The 16,305-nt window shown below is 40.9% G+C and carries 15 protein-coding genes and 1 other RNA gene; 5 read left to right on the top strand and 11 right to left on the bottom strand.

What is annotated here, in order from left to right:
* Positions 1-44: 44 nt before the first annotated feature.
* Positions 45-227, bottom strand: coding sequence for a hypothetical protein (locus tag V7K84_RS14370; RefSeq protein ID WP_099104126.1), 183 nt, complete (start codon positions 225-227; stop codon positions 45-47).
* Between the two features lie 128 nt (positions 228-355).
* Between V7K84_RS14370 and V7K84_RS14365 the strand changes: the two genes are divergently transcribed.
* Complete coding sequence (locus V7K84_RS14365) at positions 356-739, top strand: hypothetical protein (protein WP_334838951.1); 384 nt, start codon at positions 356-358, stop codon at positions 737-739.
* A 141-nt stretch (positions 740-880) separates the two neighbouring features.
* Here the strand turns inward: V7K84_RS14365 and rnpB are convergent.
* The 4 genes from rnpB to groL all read right to left on the bottom strand — a co-directional run bounded on the left by rnpB (position 881) and on the right by groL (position 5,259).
* Positions 881-1,304, bottom strand: an RNA gene (gene rnpB / locus V7K84_RS14360) — RNase P RNA component class A.
* Positions 1,305-1,346: 42 nt separating this feature from the next.
* Positions 1,347-2,045 (bottom strand): hypothetical protein, encoded by a 699-nt coding sequence (locus tag V7K84_RS14355; protein ID WP_334838950.1) that lies wholly within the window; start codon positions 2,043-2,045, stop codon positions 1,347-1,349.
* Between the two features lie 65 nt (positions 2,046-2,110).
* On the bottom strand, positions 2,111-3,253 hold the full coding sequence (gene corA, locus V7K84_RS14350) for a magnesium/cobalt transporter CorA (RefSeq protein ID WP_334838948.1): 1,143 nt from the start codon (positions 3,251-3,253) through the stop codon (positions 2,111-2,113).
* Between the two features lie 332 nt (positions 3,254-3,585).
* A complete protein-coding gene (groL, locus tag V7K84_RS14345; RefSeq protein WP_334838946.1) occupies positions 3,586-5,259 on the bottom strand; it encodes a chaperonin GroEL in 1,674 nt (557 codons plus the stop codon).
* A 157-nt stretch (positions 5,260-5,416) separates the two neighbouring features.
* Between groL and V7K84_RS14340 the strand changes: the two genes are divergently transcribed.
* Positions 5,417-6,499, top strand: coding sequence for an MraY family glycosyltransferase (locus tag V7K84_RS14340; RefSeq protein ID WP_334721134.1), 1,083 nt, complete (start codon positions 5,417-5,419; stop codon positions 6,497-6,499).
* 61 nt (positions 6,500-6,560) lie between these two features.
* Here V7K84_RS14340 and V7K84_RS14335 read toward each other — a convergent pair whose 3' ends face one another.
* Together V7K84_RS14335 and fabG are read right to left on the bottom strand one after the other, a co-directional pair.
* Positions 6,561-7,442 carry an Rpn family recombination-promoting nuclease/putative transposase gene (locus tag V7K84_RS14335; RefSeq protein ID WP_334838945.1) on the bottom strand — a complete coding sequence of 294 codons (882 nt, stop codon included), beginning with the start codon at positions 7,440-7,442 and terminating at the stop codon, positions 6,561-6,563.
* 94 nt (positions 7,443-7,536) lie between these two features.
* Positions 7,537-8,283, bottom strand: coding sequence for a 3-oxoacyl-[acyl-carrier-protein] reductase (fabG, locus tag V7K84_RS14330; RefSeq protein WP_334838943.1), 747 nt, complete (start codon positions 8,281-8,283; stop codon positions 7,537-7,539).
* 651 nt (positions 8,284-8,934) lie between these two features.
* On the opposite strand from fabG, the gene trxA reads away from it, so the two are divergent.
* Complete coding sequence (gene trxA, locus V7K84_RS14325) at positions 8,935-9,252, top strand: thioredoxin (RefSeq protein WP_094352713.1); 318 nt, start codon at positions 8,935-8,937, stop codon at positions 9,250-9,252.
* A 553-nt stretch (positions 9,253-9,805) separates the two neighbouring features.
* The gene (locus V7K84_RS34285; protein WP_442940950.1) at positions 9,806-9,997 is read left to right on the top strand and encodes a GUN4 domain-containing protein; all 192 of its coding nucleotides are present in this window, start codon (positions 9,806-9,808) and stop codon (positions 9,995-9,997) included.
* Between the two features lie 95 nt (positions 9,998-10,092).
* Here the strand turns inward: V7K84_RS34285 and V7K84_RS14320 are convergent, their stop codons facing one another.
* From V7K84_RS14320 to V7K84_RS14305, 4 genes are all read right to left on the bottom strand, one after another.
* The gene (locus tag V7K84_RS14320) at positions 10,093-12,012 is read right to left on the bottom strand and encodes an iron uptake porin (RefSeq protein ID WP_334839033.1); all 1,920 of its coding nucleotides are present in this window, start codon (positions 12,010-12,012) and stop codon (positions 10,093-10,095) included.
* A gap of 550 nt (positions 12,013-12,562) precedes the next feature.
* Entirely contained in the window at positions 12,563-13,009 is a 447-nt protein-coding gene (locus V7K84_RS14315) for a hypothetical protein (protein ID WP_334838942.1), read from the bottom strand.
* 324 nt (positions 13,010-13,333) lie between these two features.
* Positions 13,334-14,092, bottom strand: a complete 759-nt coding sequence (locus tag V7K84_RS14310; protein WP_334838941.1) for an isoprenyl transferase — start codon at positions 14,090-14,092, stop codon at positions 13,334-13,336.
* Between the two features lie 30 nt (positions 14,093-14,122).
* Positions 14,123-15,058, bottom strand: a complete 936-nt coding sequence (locus tag V7K84_RS14305; protein ID WP_334838939.1) for a ferritin-like domain-containing protein — start codon at positions 15,056-15,058, stop codon at positions 14,123-14,125.
* A gap of 292 nt (positions 15,059-15,350) precedes the next feature.
* On the opposite strand from V7K84_RS14305, the gene V7K84_RS14300 reads away from it, so the two are divergent.
* Positions 15,351-16,277: an STM4504/CBY_0614 family protein gene (locus V7K84_RS14300; RefSeq protein WP_334838936.1), complete on the top strand. Its 927-nt coding sequence runs from the start codon at positions 15,351-15,353 to the stop codon at positions 16,275-16,277.
* Positions 16,278-16,305: the final 28 nt, after the last annotated feature.

Here is a 16,305-nt window from a genome sequence, read left to right as displayed (position 1 = left end):
TTATATATCTAAATCTCTTGGACTATTACTCTAACAACTTTTTGCTACTTCTCTCTATCTAGCTTTTCTTGGATAGCTTGACGGCAAAATTCAGGAGGATCGTCTTTAGCTTTCACTTCTTCCTTCATTTCTTTAGTGACACGCAAATGTAGATATTCAGTTAGTGGTCGCTCTCTGTCCGTGGTGAATGGCTTTAAGTTATCTGGATTACCTTTATTTTTAGACATTGTATAGAAATACAAATAAATTTATTCTCCACGTGTATATCAGTGGAAAATGTTAAATCGATGGGCATTTTAGCCTGAGAAACTTGTTGCCCACCGATTCCCACTTTCACAAGAGGTAACTCTATTTTATGTTTACGCGCACAGAATTAGAAGTTAAAAGCTTGAGAGCGTTACGCGATTTATGTCTGATACAGTACGGCATCCAAGCAATAGGAAACCCTGCTGATAAGGCATCATACATTAATGCACTCCTGACCTTCCCTGTTATAGCCTGCAAGCAAGTATCAGAAAATAAAGGATTGAAGTCTCCTGTATTCTCTCAAGTAGAAGCGCTAGAAGCGACACTAGAAGCTATGGGAACACCGACACCAGAGCAGTCAGCATTGCTCAAGGTGACGATGGAGGGAAGGAAACTAGAGTACCCAGCACGGTATAGCCAAGAGAAACTGTTTGGACTCTATCGGGTTAAATGGCATTTGGATACAGCATTAGAGATATTGGGAATGCTTTAGATAATGAATTAGCGATGTCTACGACGAGCTTCTCTACGAGACGCTACGCGTAGCTTGCTTCCCGAAGGGTACGCTTACGCACAAAACCCGTACAAAAAATAATAGAGTACAAACCGTGAAAGGTTCATACTCCATTAAAGGGGAAAGAGCAGTACATAAGCCGGGTTCTGTTCTCTTGCGAGGGCAGTTATCTATCTGGGACGCTTGTTACCAAACGCCTCTAGCGGCTCTCATTGAGCGGAACTGGTAAAAGACCAACCGTAGTTCCTATCGCCTTGCTCCCAACCGGGGTTTACCGAGCCAGCACCTCTCGATACTGCTGGTGCGCTCTTACCGCACCTTTGCACCCTTACCAGATCAATTAAAAATGTAAAATTAAAAATTAAAAATTGTTCATTTTACATTTTTAATTTTTAATTTTTAATTGATCTGGCGGTATCTTTCTGTGGCACTATCCTCACGATCGCTCGCACTGGACGTTATCCAGCAAGTTTGGTCTTTCGGGAGTCCGGACTTTCCTCAAACCAGTAACTATGACTGATCTGCAACCGCCTGCGTCTACTCTCTCCTTAGATCCAGTTTACTGTTGACATAGCATGTTGACATGCTATTGCTTTTTTTTATTCCAAGGTAGAGCGTAAGTCCAAGGTAGCTTCCTGACCGTGAAAGGACAATTGATAATACTAATGGGAGGAAAATCACGACCTGGAGCTAGACCTAAACGCACCTCAGATATCCGTAGCACCAGTTGCAGCGAAAAGTCCAACTCCTTTTTTCTATTAATAAAGTCGTTGTACAACTTTTTTTGCCCTTTTTGTAGCCCGTTGATATCAATTAGTGGTTTTTTTGCTAAATAGGTTCCAGCTACTTGATCGCGCTCGAAAACATCTTCTGCTGTCACTGTTTCAGAAAGTGTTTTCTTGGGAGCAATCAGGCTAGGACTTTGGGGTACAGCTAAATCACGAGTTAAGTCTGGTGATTTCCGAATTACGCGGCGCGATTGCTTACTATGTTCAACAACTAAAGAACTATTATCCCAGTCAACGTATACGGCAACATTATCAGATTTATTTTCAATGCTAATTCCTAAATCTTTCAAATCGTCAATTGGATATGAGGATTTGAGTTTAAAAGAAATTCCAATTTTATCGTCGAGATTGTGTTCTTTGAGTTGCTCGTCAACGGTTCCTTTTTTAAACTCAAATTTCACTTGGTCATCGATGGATTCAATCATGCGGTTGAAAACGTATGAAACACCGATAATATAAATCGTCAAAACTACTAAATTCTGGTCGCTACTCCTCATAACTTAAAAATCTTAACTCCCGGTGCTAATGAATATATATTTGACTCATCGTTAATCTACAATTTTTAATTGCGCTTGATTACTACAGAATTTTGTAGCCAGCCTCTTCGCCAAAAAAAGAATAGCAAACTAAATGCGATCGCTAACATCACTGCCCAGCAAAGTGGATAACCCCAATACGAATTCAACTCAGGCATATTATATGGTGATTTCTCAGTATTGAAATTCATACCATATATTCCGGCCACAAAAGTCAGGGGAATAAAAATTGTTGAAACTATCGTTAGTACCTTCATGATTTCATTCATTTTATTACTGACTGCCGAAAGGTACACATCCATTAATCCAGATGATAGTTCTCGGTAAGTTTCTACCATATCCATCACTTGCACTGTATGGTCATAACAATCTCGCAGGTAGATTCGCACTTCTTCAGAAATTAAATCGGGAGCATCTCGAATTAAGGAATTAATTGCATCCCTCTGGGGCCAGATAGCACGACGTAGTTGTAGTAATTCTCGTCTAATTTGATAAATACTTTGTAGTGTTTGGGGAGTAGGTTTAACTATTACTTCTTCCTCTAACTCTTCGATTCGCTCGCCATAAAGCTCCAGTACGGGGAAAAAGCCATCAATAATTGCATCTAATAGAGCATAAGCTAAATAATCCGCTCCCTGTTTACGGATGATACCTTTGTTTTTTTCAATTCGCGATCGCACCGCCTCAAAGCAATCATGTTCTGGTTCCTCTTGTACTGTCAGCAGATAATTTTTTCCTAAGATCAAACTCACTTGCTCGCTATAAAAACCACATGTTTTTTCCTTTGGCACTACCATCCGGGCAATGAAAAGTAATTGATCTTCATAATCTTCTGTTTTGGGACGTTCCGGTACATTGACTACATCTTCTAAAACTAGAGGATGTAACTTAAAAATTTTACCCAATCGTTGTAATATGTCTTGACTACCTAAACCTTGTACGTCTACCCAAGAAACCGATTCCGATTCCAAATAGGGGAGACACTCCTCTGGAGTTTCTATTTGTTCGCGGATGAAATTGGTTTGGTTATAGTCAATCAAAAAAATTATTGGCGGTGGAGCATCTGCATCAATAAAAATAGTTCCAGGTATAGTCCCTGGTTGGTGATAGAACTCGTCTTCATACAGCTTGGTGAGTATTTTAGGAAGGCGACGTAGTTTTCGTGCCATGCAATATTACCTAATAGTCATTTGTCATTGGTCATTGGTCACTTGTACTGAGCTTAGTCGTTGGCGCAGCCTCTCGTAGAGAAGTATTTGTCATTAGTAAATAACAAAGGACATAAGGATAACTTACACGTTATTTTGCAAAAATTAATATAAAGACGGTAATTTCTAAATTAGGCAATTATTTAGGTTGCTAATTTGGTCATCACCTAGATTTAATCTGACGAATTACGAATTGGTATAACATATTGCCTTTGAATCAGCAATGCTACAAAAAAACAGTTTGCCTTGGCAAGACAAACTGTTTAAAAAATATTTATCTGGGTCAGCAGAAATTAGAACATACCCATGCCGCCCATGCCGCCCATGCCACCCATACCGCCCATACCGCCCATACCGCCCATATCAGGAGCAGGAGCAGCGGATTTCTTCTCTGGCTTTTCAACAACGATCGCTTCGGTGGTTAAGACCAAACCAGCAATGGAACCAGCGTTTTGCAAAGCTGAACGCACGACTTTGGCAGGGTCGATAATACCAGCAGCAATCAAGTCTTCAAATTCGCCAGTAGCAGCGTTGTAGCCAATGTTGAAGTCGCTCTCCCGAACTTTCGAGACAATTACAGAACCTTCAGCACCAGCGTTGTCTGCGATTTGGCGTAAAGGGGCTTCTAGCGCTCGTTCGACAATATCAGCCCCAATTCTTTCTTCGTCATTTTGTAAGGTCTTTTTAATCGCTTCTACCGCCTTAGCTAAGTGAATCAAGGTTGTCCCACCACCAGGAACAATACCTTCTTCCACAGCAGCTTTAGTAGCGTTGAGCGCGTCTTCAATCCGCAGTTTACGGTCTTTGAGTTCGGTTTCGGTTGCCGCACCCACTTTAATCACTGCCACGCCGCCAGCGAGCTTGGCGATGCGTTCTTGGAGCTTTTCTTGATCGTATTCAGAATCGGTTTCTTCTAACTGTCTGCGAATTTGACCAATCCGCTTTTGTACTTCTGGCTTGGTGACACTGCCAGCGACAATTGTGGTGCTTTCTTTGTCAATGGTGATTTTGCGGGCAGTTCCCAGCGCTTCTAAAGCAGCAGTATCCAAGCTTAAGCCGATTTCTTCCGAAATCAACTGTCCATCGGTGAGAATAGCAATATCTTCTAACAAAGCTTTGCGGCGATCGCCAAACCCAGGCGCTTTAATGGCAGCGACAGCCAGTACACCCCGCGCTTTGTTCACCACCAGAGTTGCCAAAGCATCACCTTCGACATCTTCAGCAATAATTAGCAAAGGCTGACCAGAACGGGCGACTTTTTCCAAAATCGGTACTAAATCTTGGATGCTGCTGATTTTTTTATCTGTCACTAAAATCCGAGCATTTTCAAATTCGACGATTTGCCGTTCGTTGTTGGTGACGAAGTAGGGTGAAATGTAACCCCTGTCAATCTGCATCCCCTCAACTACTTCTAGTTCGGTGGTGAGGGATTTAGATTCTTCAACGGTAATTACACCATCTTTGGTGACTTTTTCCATTGCTTGAGCTAACATTTGACCAACTTCTTCATCGTTACCAGCAGAGACAGTGGCAACTTGAGCGATCGCACTTCCTTCTACTGGCTTGGCTATTTTGGCAATTTCTAGTACCAATGCCTCAATAGTTTTGTCGATCCCGCGTCTCAAGCTAACAGGGTTACTACCCGCCGCCACGTTCTTCAAACCTTCTCGAATTAAGGCTTGTGCTAAAACTGTGGCGGTGGTTGTACCATCTCCAGCGACATCTTTAGTTTTTGAGGCCACTTCCTGGATGAGTCTTGCACCAGTATTTTCCAAAGGATCTTCTAATTCAATTTCCTTGGCAACAGTGATACCATCGTTGACAATTTGAGGTGCGCCAAATTTTTTCTCTAAAAGGACATTGCGACCTTTAGGCCCCAAGGTGATTTTTACAGCATCGGCAAGGGCGTTAACACCCCTTTCTAGAGCTCTCCGAGATTCCTCGTCAAATGCAATAATTTTCGCCATGTTTCATTTCTCCAGCGCTTCCATTAGACAATTTAGCACTCACAGCGCCAGAGTGCTAATCTCTCCCACCGCTCAAGTTACAAATGGAAATAAAAAAATTGATTAATATACAGGTGATGCTCATATTAGATACTGGCAGTAATGCTTGAATTGGGAGATGAATCTAGAGAACTCCCTTAAATCCCTTGGTATTGCCGACCCTGGCGGCACCGGCTGGTTGGCAGTAGTATTTACGTTCCTTTTAGCTTGGGTTGTAACTTGGCGTTTAATTCCGACAGTACGCAAATTCGCCTTGCGGGTAGGTTGGGCTGACCAACCCAACGCCCGGCGACTCAACCGAGAACCTTTACCCAATGCCGGGGGGCTGGCTATCTACGCGGGCGTGATTGCCGCGCTGGTATTAGCTAGCCTTTTACGACCGATCGAACTCCAAAACGTATTGGCTCAGGTGCTCACTATTCTGTTGGGGGGTTCGATATTAGTCCTTGTGGGCTTTATTGACGATCAGTTTGGCTTACCGCCCTCTGTGCGATTGTGGGCGCAAATTGTCACGGCACTGTTATTGGTAGCTAATGGTATCAGTGTCAAAGTCCTGTTTGGCACTCCCATCGACTCACTTCTGTCCATGTTGCTAACAGTACTATGGGTAGTAGGGATTACCAACGCCATCAACTTGATGGATGGTATGGATGGCTTGGCAGGAGGAATCAGCTTTATTACCGCCATGAGTTTGTTGGGCGTTGCAGCTCAATTTAACAATCGTGCCGCGGCAATCTTAGTACTTGCAGCTTTGGGAGGTGCTGCACTAGGATTTTTGCGCCATAATTTCCATCCGTCACGAATTATTATGGGTGATGCCGGAGCATACTTTTTCGGCTATGTCCTGGCAGCAACTAGTATTTTAGGCAAACTGCAACAAAACACAGTTTATGCCCTAATTCCTACGGTTTTATTTCTGTTGTTACCGGTGCTAGACACCACTCAAGTATTTGTGCGGCGGCTACTAGCAGGAAATAACCCTCTGAGTACTCCTGGCAAAGACCACCTGCACCACCGCTTACTTGCTTGGGGACTCTCCCAGCGCAATGCTGCGTTTACGCTTTGGTCAATTACCTTAGTTTTCAACTTGTTGGCGATGAGAATACAAGGTATGAGTTTGGCTGTGATGCTGACAACCGCCAGTAGCATTATCCTACTTTTGGGCTTTACAGTCTGGCAAAGGATACGCCAACAGCCTTAGTTACTGGTAGGGTGGGCATTGCAGTGCTAGCCCTACTATGTTTATTCTGTCCACAAAAAATTCAAGCTTGAGTTAAATTGTCTTGCAACCAAGCAACTAAATCTTTTTCTGTGGACAAATCTAACAGTGCTTCGGCTAGATTTTCAAGCTGTTCGATAGATAACTGACTGATGCGCTCTGACAATTGCTGACTCAAATTACCAATGCGTCGTCGCAGCAGACGCATAACCACTTCTAGAGTCTGTTTCTGTCTGACTTCATTACGCACTTCCTCAATGATATCATCACGCACTTCCTCATAAATTCTGGTAGTTTTGATATCAAAATCACCGAGTCCAAACATTTTTATCAACTCCTGACGACTGATACGCGGTAGTTTGTAAACTACAATTGTTTCTATTAAATCTAGCACTTTTTGTTGAAGTGCTTTATCGCTCACTTCCGAACGTGTCTTTGTAATCAAACTTTTGACTAATATGGGAGTTTGTTTTTTATTTACAACTACTAATTTGATGATCCCAACTCCCAAGGAATATTCAGTTACTTCTCCAAGCTCATTTAGATATAGCCTCGTTACCAGTTGGCTTTCGAGTAAGACTCGATACGGTTGTACTTGGGTTGGTTCAAGGCTGCGGCGAGGGAATATAACTACTGCTCGCCAATCTGAAGTAGGTGCGTAAAGTCGTAAATACAGAAATATTTCTGAAAATAAACGAGCGTAAAATTCGTTATCTTTTTGAAATTGAACCTCTACAAAATAAATCGGCTGACTACTAGTATCAGCAACAGGAAGAAAGACTCCATCAATCCGAAATGCCGTTTGCTTTAATTCTACTGAAGCGAAATTATATGCATTTGCTTCTGATGGTTGCAGATTAATTAATTCAAAAAAAGCACTGGGGAAAGTTTGAAATAAACGATAAAAAATGGAGTCTGTTTTCATATTAGTTTGTCGAATTTGATTTAATAAGTTCGTAGTTGGAGCTAAAGCTCCAACTACGAAAAATCGCTACCCCTCAATTATTTAGCTCAACTATTTAGGCCATTACCATGCCGCCATCGACGTTAAAGACTTGTCCGGTGATGTAGGCGGCGGCGGGATCGGCGGCGAGGAAACGCACCATTCCAGCGATTTCTTCGGGTTGACCGAAGCGACCGAGTGGAATGTATTTGAGAATATCTTCAGGGTTGTTGAGATCGCTGGTCATGTCGGTGGTGATGAATCCAGGGGCGACGGCGTTAACGGTGATGCCGCGAGTAGCTAGTTCTTTGGCAACGCTTTTAGTGAAGCCGATTACACCTGCTTTGGCGGCGCTGTAGTTTGACTGACCTGGGTTGCCCATTAGCCCAGCAACGGAGGTAATGTTGATAATCCGCCCCGATCGCTGCTTCAGCATAATTTTACTGATTGCACGTGTACATAAGAAAACACCAGTTAAATTCAGGTCTATCACAGCTTGCCAATCCTCTGTCTTCAAACGCAAAAGCAGATTGTCGCGAGTAATACCTGCATTGTTGACTAAGATATCCACACGGCTGAACTTTTCCATGACGGACTTAACTAGTGCGTCTACTTGCTCAATTTTAGAAACGTCTGCTTGGATAGCGATCGCCTGACCTCCCGCTGCTGTAATTTCTGTAACAACTGCTTCAGCTGCTGCACTAGAATTGGCATAATTGACAACTGCGATCGCTCCTTGTGAGGCTAATTCAATTGCGATCGCTCGGCCAATTCCTCTTGATGCACCTGTGACAATTGCGACTTTATCTTGTAATAGTGTCATTTAATGTTCCTCAATCTTAGAAATACCGCGCTAATTATCTTATGGTGATTTCGGGAACATCTGAATATTGTCTGAATAAAATCTAACTCTTGCAGGATGACAATCTTGCTGTCATGCTGCAAATTAGATAGCTAATAGATAAACTTATATGTCGTATTTAGGTAGATATAGCTATCGTGAATCAAATGCACAGAAACAAGATCCCGACTTGATAAAGTTGTCGGGGACGCGGGTTGCAATTCTCACAAATCAAATAGGATTACTATATAACTCGAATAACAAGAATTAACCTTTTACTATAATTAAATATCTATAGTTATTTCTCTGCTAATGGAGCAATAACTTGAAACAATATATTCACCTGGCTGGATAGACTAGAAAGTTTTGCAGCTACAACCTTCGTAGATATCACTCTCGTGAACGTCTTGATAATTATTTGCTTGGTCAGGATAGGTTTAAATACATATCTAATGCAGATGCACAACCTCACAAAAATACGTATTTTATTATAATTATTTAATATTTTCGGCTGTAAAATCATTCTATATTAACTAATCTAATCTTTTACCAACAAAAACCCATGAACCTATACCGATTTTATTTTCTAAGAACTACTATTGAAACAAACAATTGAAAATCGGTGTGTGTCACATGGCAACTAAAAAGCAATTCAACAGCTTTGAAGAGATGCTGTCTGCTTCTGATGTACCTGTATTAGTAGATTTTTATGCTGACTGGTGTGGTCCCTGTCAAATGATGGTGCCAATTTTAGAGCAAGTCAATGCCCAACTTAAGGATCGCTTAAGGATTGTCAAAATCGACACAGAAAAGTACACAGATTTGGCTACTGAGTATAAAATTGCCTCTCTACCAACCTTAGTACTGTTTAAGCAGGGTAAGCCTGTGGATAGGATCGAGGGAGTGATGCAAGCACCGCAGTTAGTTCAATATCTACAAACAAAGGTTTAAGCTAATACTTAGAATTTTGATTTTAGTTCTTAGAGGCGCGAAATATCGCGTCTCTTTCAATAGATAGATAATAATCTGCGCCCATATTAATCAAATCACTGTTTTATTCAACTTTTAGGAGCTATAGGACTCCTATTTGATTGGGTGAAAAACTCCTTACAACTCGAAAAGCCTGATTCCCTATTACCTGCTTATGGCGCTTGCACTGTACTTTGAGTAGCACGCAAATAAGTTTAAAAATCAAATCGGATTGCGAGCAAACCTTAAGTAAATGTTAAGCATATTTACTTATATGTCTAGAGAAAGTAGTTTAGAAGTTGAGATGTATATATTGTATAGATATAACAAAATATCTTGACAACTAAAGCAATATATGAATTATAAGCAGCAAAAACCTGATAAAGCCTATATTTGGGTGAATATTGACTTTGATAAAGTTAAACATAGAATAGATGCGGTGACTTGCCAGATTGAGCGGGTTATACAAAAGCACCAAATTTCAAACCAAACTGCTAACTCAGGTAGAAGAAACAATTAGGTTATCTGTAGGGTGATGTCTTTTGCTTATAAAGTTGGATGGCTAACAAGTCTTGCCAATAGTGAATGGGTTAAATATGAAGAATATACTTTCAGTTTAGACGCACCTAAAGGACACTTTCCATCTATATCTCGGTTAGTGGGTTTAGATTCTACAAACCTTGGTGGGGTTCAGCATCGAAGAAAGATTTTTTTGTCACGATACTAGTGAAAGAGGACAATATTTTTCTTACTGTGAATTTGTTATCCAATCTCAAAATCCCCCAATTTCTTGGGGGATTTTGACTGCTTACTCCCAATCTTTTAAAACGTAAAAGTAGTCCGAAGTACACCTACAGTCGTAGTCTCATTGTTGCTGTTACCTTCTGGGTTAAAGAGAACAAATGCACCAGGGGTAATGCTGATATTATCGCTAACTTGAAGGCGGTAATAGGCTTCCAAATGGTAAGGAGTTGCCCGATTGTCGCCTGTGGGCGAAAGTTGAGCAGAACCACCAGTATCACTACGGAAAAGCGGCTGACCAAAAAGAATCCCAGCAGTGTTTCCTGACTTGAATAAATCTCTGAAGTGAATTCCCGCCATCCAACTTGTAAAGGTGGTGGAAGCATCCACGCTATTGGAAGCAGCATCAACAAATATTGCTGCACCGTAGCCAGATAAGGCTATCTTGGGAGATAATCGCCATGTTACCGTACCGCCAACAGAGTTGAGTGTGAGCGGTGTTCCAGTTGCAACCCCTGCTAAAGCACCGATATCACTACTAACTAATCCTGTAGCCAAAATATTGATTTCGTGATAACTGTGGGCATAGTTTAAACCAATATCCAGAGCGGGAATTGGCTTGAAGGTTAACTGTGTGGCAATAATACTACTACCACTAAATAAACCTGCTCCCAAAGGTGTAGTAGAAACTCCTGGTACTGCCTCATTAGCAGATTTTTCGGGTAAATTGGCATTTACGCTGCCGTATAAAGCTCTTAAATCCAAATTTGGCGAAATATTAAAAATAAATCCCGCCGCCGATGCTAAACCAGTACCCGAAGTTCCACCAGAAACCCGTAGCACAGGATTCAAGTTGGCGAAACGAGATATTGACTCTTGTCCTTCACCATTAAAAGGCGTAATTGCTGGGAAAGCATCTGATGTTTCCGCCGCAGTTCCCGCAAACAAGGTTAATTTATTAGCGACGGGAAAAATATACAGCAATTTGTAAAGCTGAACGCTGTTTGCACCAACACTCGACAAAGTATTGACATTTAACCCCGGAAATTGCGGCTCAAAACTGGTACGAGCGCTACTTGCACTTAAAAGCGGTGAAGCTAATCCTAAACCTTGTTGTAAGCTACCCTCTCCAGTGGCTCCACCCAAAAAGTTATAGGCTTGCAATCCAGTAATTAATGAATCTTTACCAGTAAAGCTAGTGGTGAGATTTAACCGCACTCTATTGACTAGGATGATATTCGGGTCACTCTGATTAGGAGCGCCACCGCTAGCACCAACACCAGCAATAATTACCTCACCATTGAGTTTGGTCGTAGTAGAAAACTGATTTGCTTCTAGTTCTGCTGTGCGAGCTTCTACAGAATCTACTCGACCTCGCAAGGTTGCCAATTCCGCCGCAAATTGTTCTTGTAGTTTCTGCAACGTGGCTAAATCTTCTTTCTTGACCAAATCACCAGTTGCAGTCGCAATCAGTTCGTTGATTCGCTCTAAACAAGCATTTAAGCCAGCAGCAAACTCATAGCGAGTCATCGCCCGATTACCGCGATAGGTTTGATTGGGATAACCTGCGATACAACCATAGCGCTCGACTAAAGATTGGAGTGCCTGAAAAGCCCAATCCGTCGGCTGTACATCAGACAATTGGGATACGGATGTTACTTGTGCAAGTTTGTATGAGGTTGGAGATGAACTTGCAGGTTCTGGTGTGATTGGCTGCCACAAGTTAACAGCAGAATCTACTTCTAAATCTTGATTTTTTTGCTGTTGATTGATTGAGGGTAAATTTTTTTGACTCTCATTAGCTATCAGCAATTTACTGGAGATATTATTTGCTAAATCGCTTTGATGAGAATCATTTTTTTGATAGCTGCCGTCATCTTGATTAACAACTACGTTTTTATCTGCAATTTCTAAACTAGGAAGGGCTTGCACAGGTGATAACCCAGCAATTAAACATAAAAATCCCATCCCACTAGCAGAAGCTAGTAGATACTTTGCCATCATAACTCCCAACACCTATAAAATAGTGAAAAAATTGATTGCGATTTTGAAATGGATTGATAAGTAAATTTAAAGTAGATTTAGCAAGAGAGTCTTGTTAACTTTAAATTTTGGATTTCAGGATTTTTTCTGAATTAACTTACCAAAACATCAGCTTATATCGCAAGTATTAAATAATAGTAAATACTATTTTTGGAAAGAATTAACAACAAGTTATATTGATAGTTTTTATAGTTACCATAGTAAATCATGAATGGCTTGTGAACAGTACGTTCCGTAGAATGCCTGATTCATAAGTCTTCCAAATTTTCTCTGTTCAAATATAAAATCGGATTGCTATATTGACAAAAAAGTAATTTACATCAGTCTGATTTTATGATAAAGAATACAGGTATTGAGCCGAAATCCTCGGCTCAATACCTAACAAAGAATAATTTACTTAAAAAAATTAAGAGCCTGCGATCGCTGCTCAATTTGGGTGTAAGCTAAGATCGGGAATAAAAAAGCATATTGTAGTCCACAATTTCTCTAATTGAGATACTTCAAGAATTCAATCCCACCAATAACAAACAACGACCGCATCAGAATATCGGCGAACATCTTCACCTGATAGCTCTCCTTCCAATCTAGTTCTCAGTCGGCGTTTCAGGCGCAAACCATAGTCTTCATTCGTGCCATCACTTATCTCTACTGAATCAGCCCGCCATTTTTTGCCCAAGTCTAAAAGCTCTGATACTTTTGTGTCTTGGTTCTCTGTCAGAATGTACATTGTATCGGCAGGATAGGCAATGAAATGAATGATGCTGGTTTTAGGCATGGGACGATAGTTTGCCATTGCAAGTAGGGTATCGACCATACCACCAAAGCTTAAACTGTTTTCATCTGGTGCAAAGATTGGTTTGGTGAACAGAAAGCTTGACCATAAATTTCTGTGGTTGGAAAGGTCAATAATTACTTCTTCGCCATCAAACTCATTGAACCGATGCTGCCAAACCAAGGCAGCGAAGAGTTCTTGAGGAGAATAGGATTCCGCAATCGATTGGATTTTGCCTAAATCAAGGATTATATTGACGGTAAGTAATATTTTTAACAAAACATTTGTAACTACCCTTGCAGTTTATTTACCCAGTGCCTGCTATTCTTATAGTTACTTCGGTCTGTCATAGCAGATAGATTATCCTCGATAATGTTTTATTCGTGAGCGCTCATATACCATCCTGGTAATATGGGTGCTTTTACTTTATCAAGAAAGGCAGAAGGCAGAAGGAAATATTACCCTCTGCCTTCTGCCTTCTTCACGCGATGTCTAGTGTTTGGTACACTAAGCTGATAATGAAGCTTTAACTTGACCAAAACGGCGATCGCGATTTTGATAGCTCAACAAAGCTTGATGAAATGCTTCTCGATTAAAATCTGGCCAAAAAATATCGGTAAAATACATCTCTGTATACGCCATTTGCCACAAAAGAAAATTACTCAATCGCATCTCACCGCTAGTACGAATGAGTAAATCGGGTTCTGGAGTATCTGCTGTGTAGAGATGTTGTTCTACAAGACTTTCATTCACTTCTTGGGCGTTGAGTTTGCCCTGTTCTACGAGTTGAGCTACTTGACGGCAAACTCTGGTAATTTCGTTGCGGCTACCATAGTTGACTGCAACAGTAAAGTGGATTGCTTGATTGTTCAATGTCTCTGCCATTGAACGCTCCATTTCTGTCTGTAGAGATTTGGGTAAAGCTGATAAATCTCCAATAAACGAGATGCGTACTCCTTCTTGATGCATCTGAGCTAACTCGCGGTGTAGTAATCGCTCAAACAAATGCATCAGAAAATTCACTTCTTCAACGGGACGCTGCCAATTTTCTGTTGAGAAAGCGTATGCTGTCAACGCTTTGATTCCCCAATCTTTGCAGCAACGCAATAGTTCTTTGAGTGTCCTTGCTCCTTGGCGATGTCCAGCAATGCGCGGTAATCCTCGACTGGTTGCCCATCGGCCGTTACCATCCATGATGACAGCGATATGTTGGGGGATTTTTTGGGGGTTTAAATCTATGGGTAATTTTGATTTGTCACTTGTCATTTGTCATTTGTCCTTTGTCATTTGTTTTGACTAATTAGTTTCAAATAAATTTTGTAAGTACTCTGCTGTGAGGCTATTGTTCCAACTCCACAAGCGATGCATTGTGTAAGTGAAGGTAAATAGGAGAGTTGTTTTGTTGGTTAATGACCAAGCATTCCAGTTAAGGGTACCCATCATGCGGCGGAGAGTACGCATGAGGTTGTTACGCTGATAGTTTTGCGATCGCGTTTTGATTAGCGTGCGTCCAATTCGCATCAACCCAGTATCAGGGAAAGCCCAGACTCCAAACCCCCAGAATTTGGTCATGTGATTGATTTCATCCTGTGCTAGTTCTTCTAGAACATCCTGGAGTGCGCCAGTGGTATGAGCCATCAACCAAATATAAAGACAGGTAGCACCGTATTCTGTGGCAATGCGATGTAAGCCGTGGCGATATAAGTCTTCGTTAGCATCATCTGTGGGAAGATAGCTTCTAACAGTCCGAAGTTTTGGGGTAATTTTCTCGCCTGTTAATTGAGTGTAGATTTTGATTAATGCGGGTGTGTGCTGACGTTCTTCCTTTTCCCACAAACCAAGTTCCAGCAATTCGCCATCTTTACCGACAGTTCCACCAACAAACCGAGCCATCTGAGGATGCAATTTTTCCAAATATTGCCGACTTGTTTGGGTATAGCCGCGAATGGGGGCTTCTGTGTCCATCGCACCTATCAATATAGATAAAAATACCTCTGCGTCTAAGCCGATAATTTGATTGCGGTTAATTGTTTGCCAGTCAATGGGTTTCCAGGGACGCGGTTGGGGATTGGCAAACTGTATCGGTAAATCTTGCAGACGGTCATGTAGTTTTTCGACTGCAATATATTTATCTATGAGGGAACGAATGCGGCGCTGTGTTTGTAAGTAATGAGGACTGGGATAGCTTTGACTTACTAAGTCTTCTGTGATTGGGTTGAGGATATTAAGCATCTTTTTATACTTAAATTTTTATCTCTATGCCCAATAGCCTAAGCGATCGCACTTCGTTTTGTCAGTCGGCTGAAGTCGGCAGTTTTATGTGATGGAGTTTAAAGAGGCGGAGAAAAAGTCGGTTGTAGGATGTACAAGTTCTTACTCTTAAAAATTAAAATTGTGAGTTATGCTGGCTTTGTTCTTACTTAGTTAGGGTTAATCTGACAGAACTATAGTGTGTGTTAATACACAATAGACATTATAGTTATTTATTTGTAGTATAAAAGTATTATGTATCGTGTTTTTAAGTATGAATGTGTTTGATATATACTCAAAACGCCAAAAAAGATTTATGGGAGAAGTTCCTGATGTTTATCAGTATGAAAATATCCCTAGTTCACTTCGCGTACAGATTGTTTATATTATGAACGATGCTTTAGGCGATCATGAGAATAATAAAACTATAGAAAACTTCAAATTTATTCACGATACCTTATGTCGTGAATATGGTAAATTCTCTCTAATAGAAAAAGAATTTTTCGACTACGAAAATTACATTGGTGATGTAATTAATTTTATTATACAGTGCAACAACACTAATCATATTCTTGATGTTGTAGAATTGAGCTTCAGATTGATAGACACATTTTACAGACAAAATAATATCAAATACTTGTGTAAGCCAAAAATTACACCTGATGCAGCAATTGAAGAATTAAACTTCAGGTTTAGGGAACACGGGGTAGGCTATCAGTATGAGTCAGGCGAAATTATCAGAGTTGATTCTCAGATCATCCACACTGAGGCAGTTAAGCCAGTTTTGCTTTTGCTAAGTGATACACGATTTAAAGGAGCAAATGAGGAATTTTTGAAAGCACACGAACATTATCGGCATGGACGATACAAGGAATGCCTTGTTGAATGCCTCAAAGCTTTCGAGAGTACTATGAAAACTATTTGTGATATTCGAGGCTGGATTTATCAACCTGGAGATTCGGCGAAAAATCTGATTAATCTTTGCCTCCAGAATAATCTGATTCCTACTTACTTACAAACCCAAGTAACCTCACTCAAATCAAGTCTTGAAAGTGGAGTTCCTACTATGAGAAATAAAAATGCAGGTCATGGTCAAGGTTCTCAGCCACTTACTGTTCCACAATACTTTGCTGCTTACCAGCTTCACATGACGGCAAGCACAATTTTATTTTTGCTAGAAGCAGAAAAGGCGCTACCTTAAAGCTAATGCTTGCTTGATTCGGGCAATT

Origin of the sequence: Nostoc sp., assembly GCF_036917315.1 — a bacterium.
GTDB lineage: Bacteria > Cyanobacteriota > Cyanobacteriia > Cyanobacteriales > Nostocaceae > Nostoc.
Note: the sequence above shows the minus strand (reverse complement) of the source record. Positions and strands in the feature narration are given on the sequence as shown.

What these genes read in the sequence shown, in the direction of transcription:
- V7K84_RS14370 (WP_099104126.1), bottom strand. Translation starts at nt 227, where the DNA reads ATGTCTAAAAATAAAGGTAATCCAGATAACTTAAAGCCATTCACCACG.
- V7K84_RS14365 (WP_334838951.1), top strand. Translation starts at nt 356, where the DNA reads ATGTTTACGCGCACAGAATTAGAAGTTAAAAGCTTGAGAGCGTTACGC.
- V7K84_RS14355 (WP_334838950.1), bottom strand. Translation starts at nt 2,045, where the DNA reads ATGAGGAGTAGCGACCAGAATTTAGTAGTTTTGACGATTTATATTATC.
- corA (WP_334838948.1), bottom strand. Translation starts at nt 3,253, where the DNA reads ATGGCACGAAAACTACGTCGCCTTCCTAAAATACTCACCAAGCTGTAT.
- groL (WP_334838946.1), bottom strand. Translation starts at nt 5,259, where the DNA reads ATGGCGAAAATTATTGCATTTGACGAGGAATCTCGGAGAGCTCTAGAA.
- V7K84_RS14340 (WP_334721134.1), top strand. Translation starts at nt 5,417, where the DNA reads ATGAATCTAGAGAACTCCCTTAAATCCCTTGGTATTGCCGACCCTGGC.
- V7K84_RS14335 (WP_334838945.1), bottom strand. Translation starts at nt 7,442, where the DNA reads ATGAAAACAGACTCCATTTTTTATCGTTTATTTCAAACTTTCCCCAGT.
- fabG (WP_334838943.1), bottom strand. Translation starts at nt 8,283, where the DNA reads ATGACACTATTACAAGATAAAGTCGCAATTGTCACAGGTGCATCAAGA.
- trxA (WP_094352713.1), top strand. Translation starts at nt 8,935, where the DNA reads ATGGCAACTAAAAAGCAATTCAACAGCTTTGAAGAGATGCTGTCTGCT.
- V7K84_RS34285 (WP_442940950.1), top strand. Translation starts at nt 9,806, where the DNA reads ATGTCTTTTGCTTATAAAGTTGGATGGCTAACAAGTCTTGCCAATAGT.
- V7K84_RS14320 (WP_334839033.1), bottom strand. Translation starts at nt 12,012, where the DNA reads ATGGCAAAGTATCTACTAGCTTCTGCTAGTGGGATGGGATTTTTATGT.
- V7K84_RS14310 (WP_334838941.1), bottom strand. Translation starts at nt 14,092, where the DNA reads ATGACAAGTGACAAATCAAAATTACCCATAGATTTAAACCCCCAAAAA.
- V7K84_RS14305 (WP_334838939.1), bottom strand. Translation starts at nt 15,058, where the DNA reads ATGCTTAATATCCTCAACCCAATCACAGAAGACTTAGTAAGTCAAAGC.
- V7K84_RS14300 (WP_334838936.1), top strand. Translation starts at nt 15,351, where the DNA reads ATGAATGTGTTTGATATATACTCAAAACGCCAAAAAAGATTTATGGGA.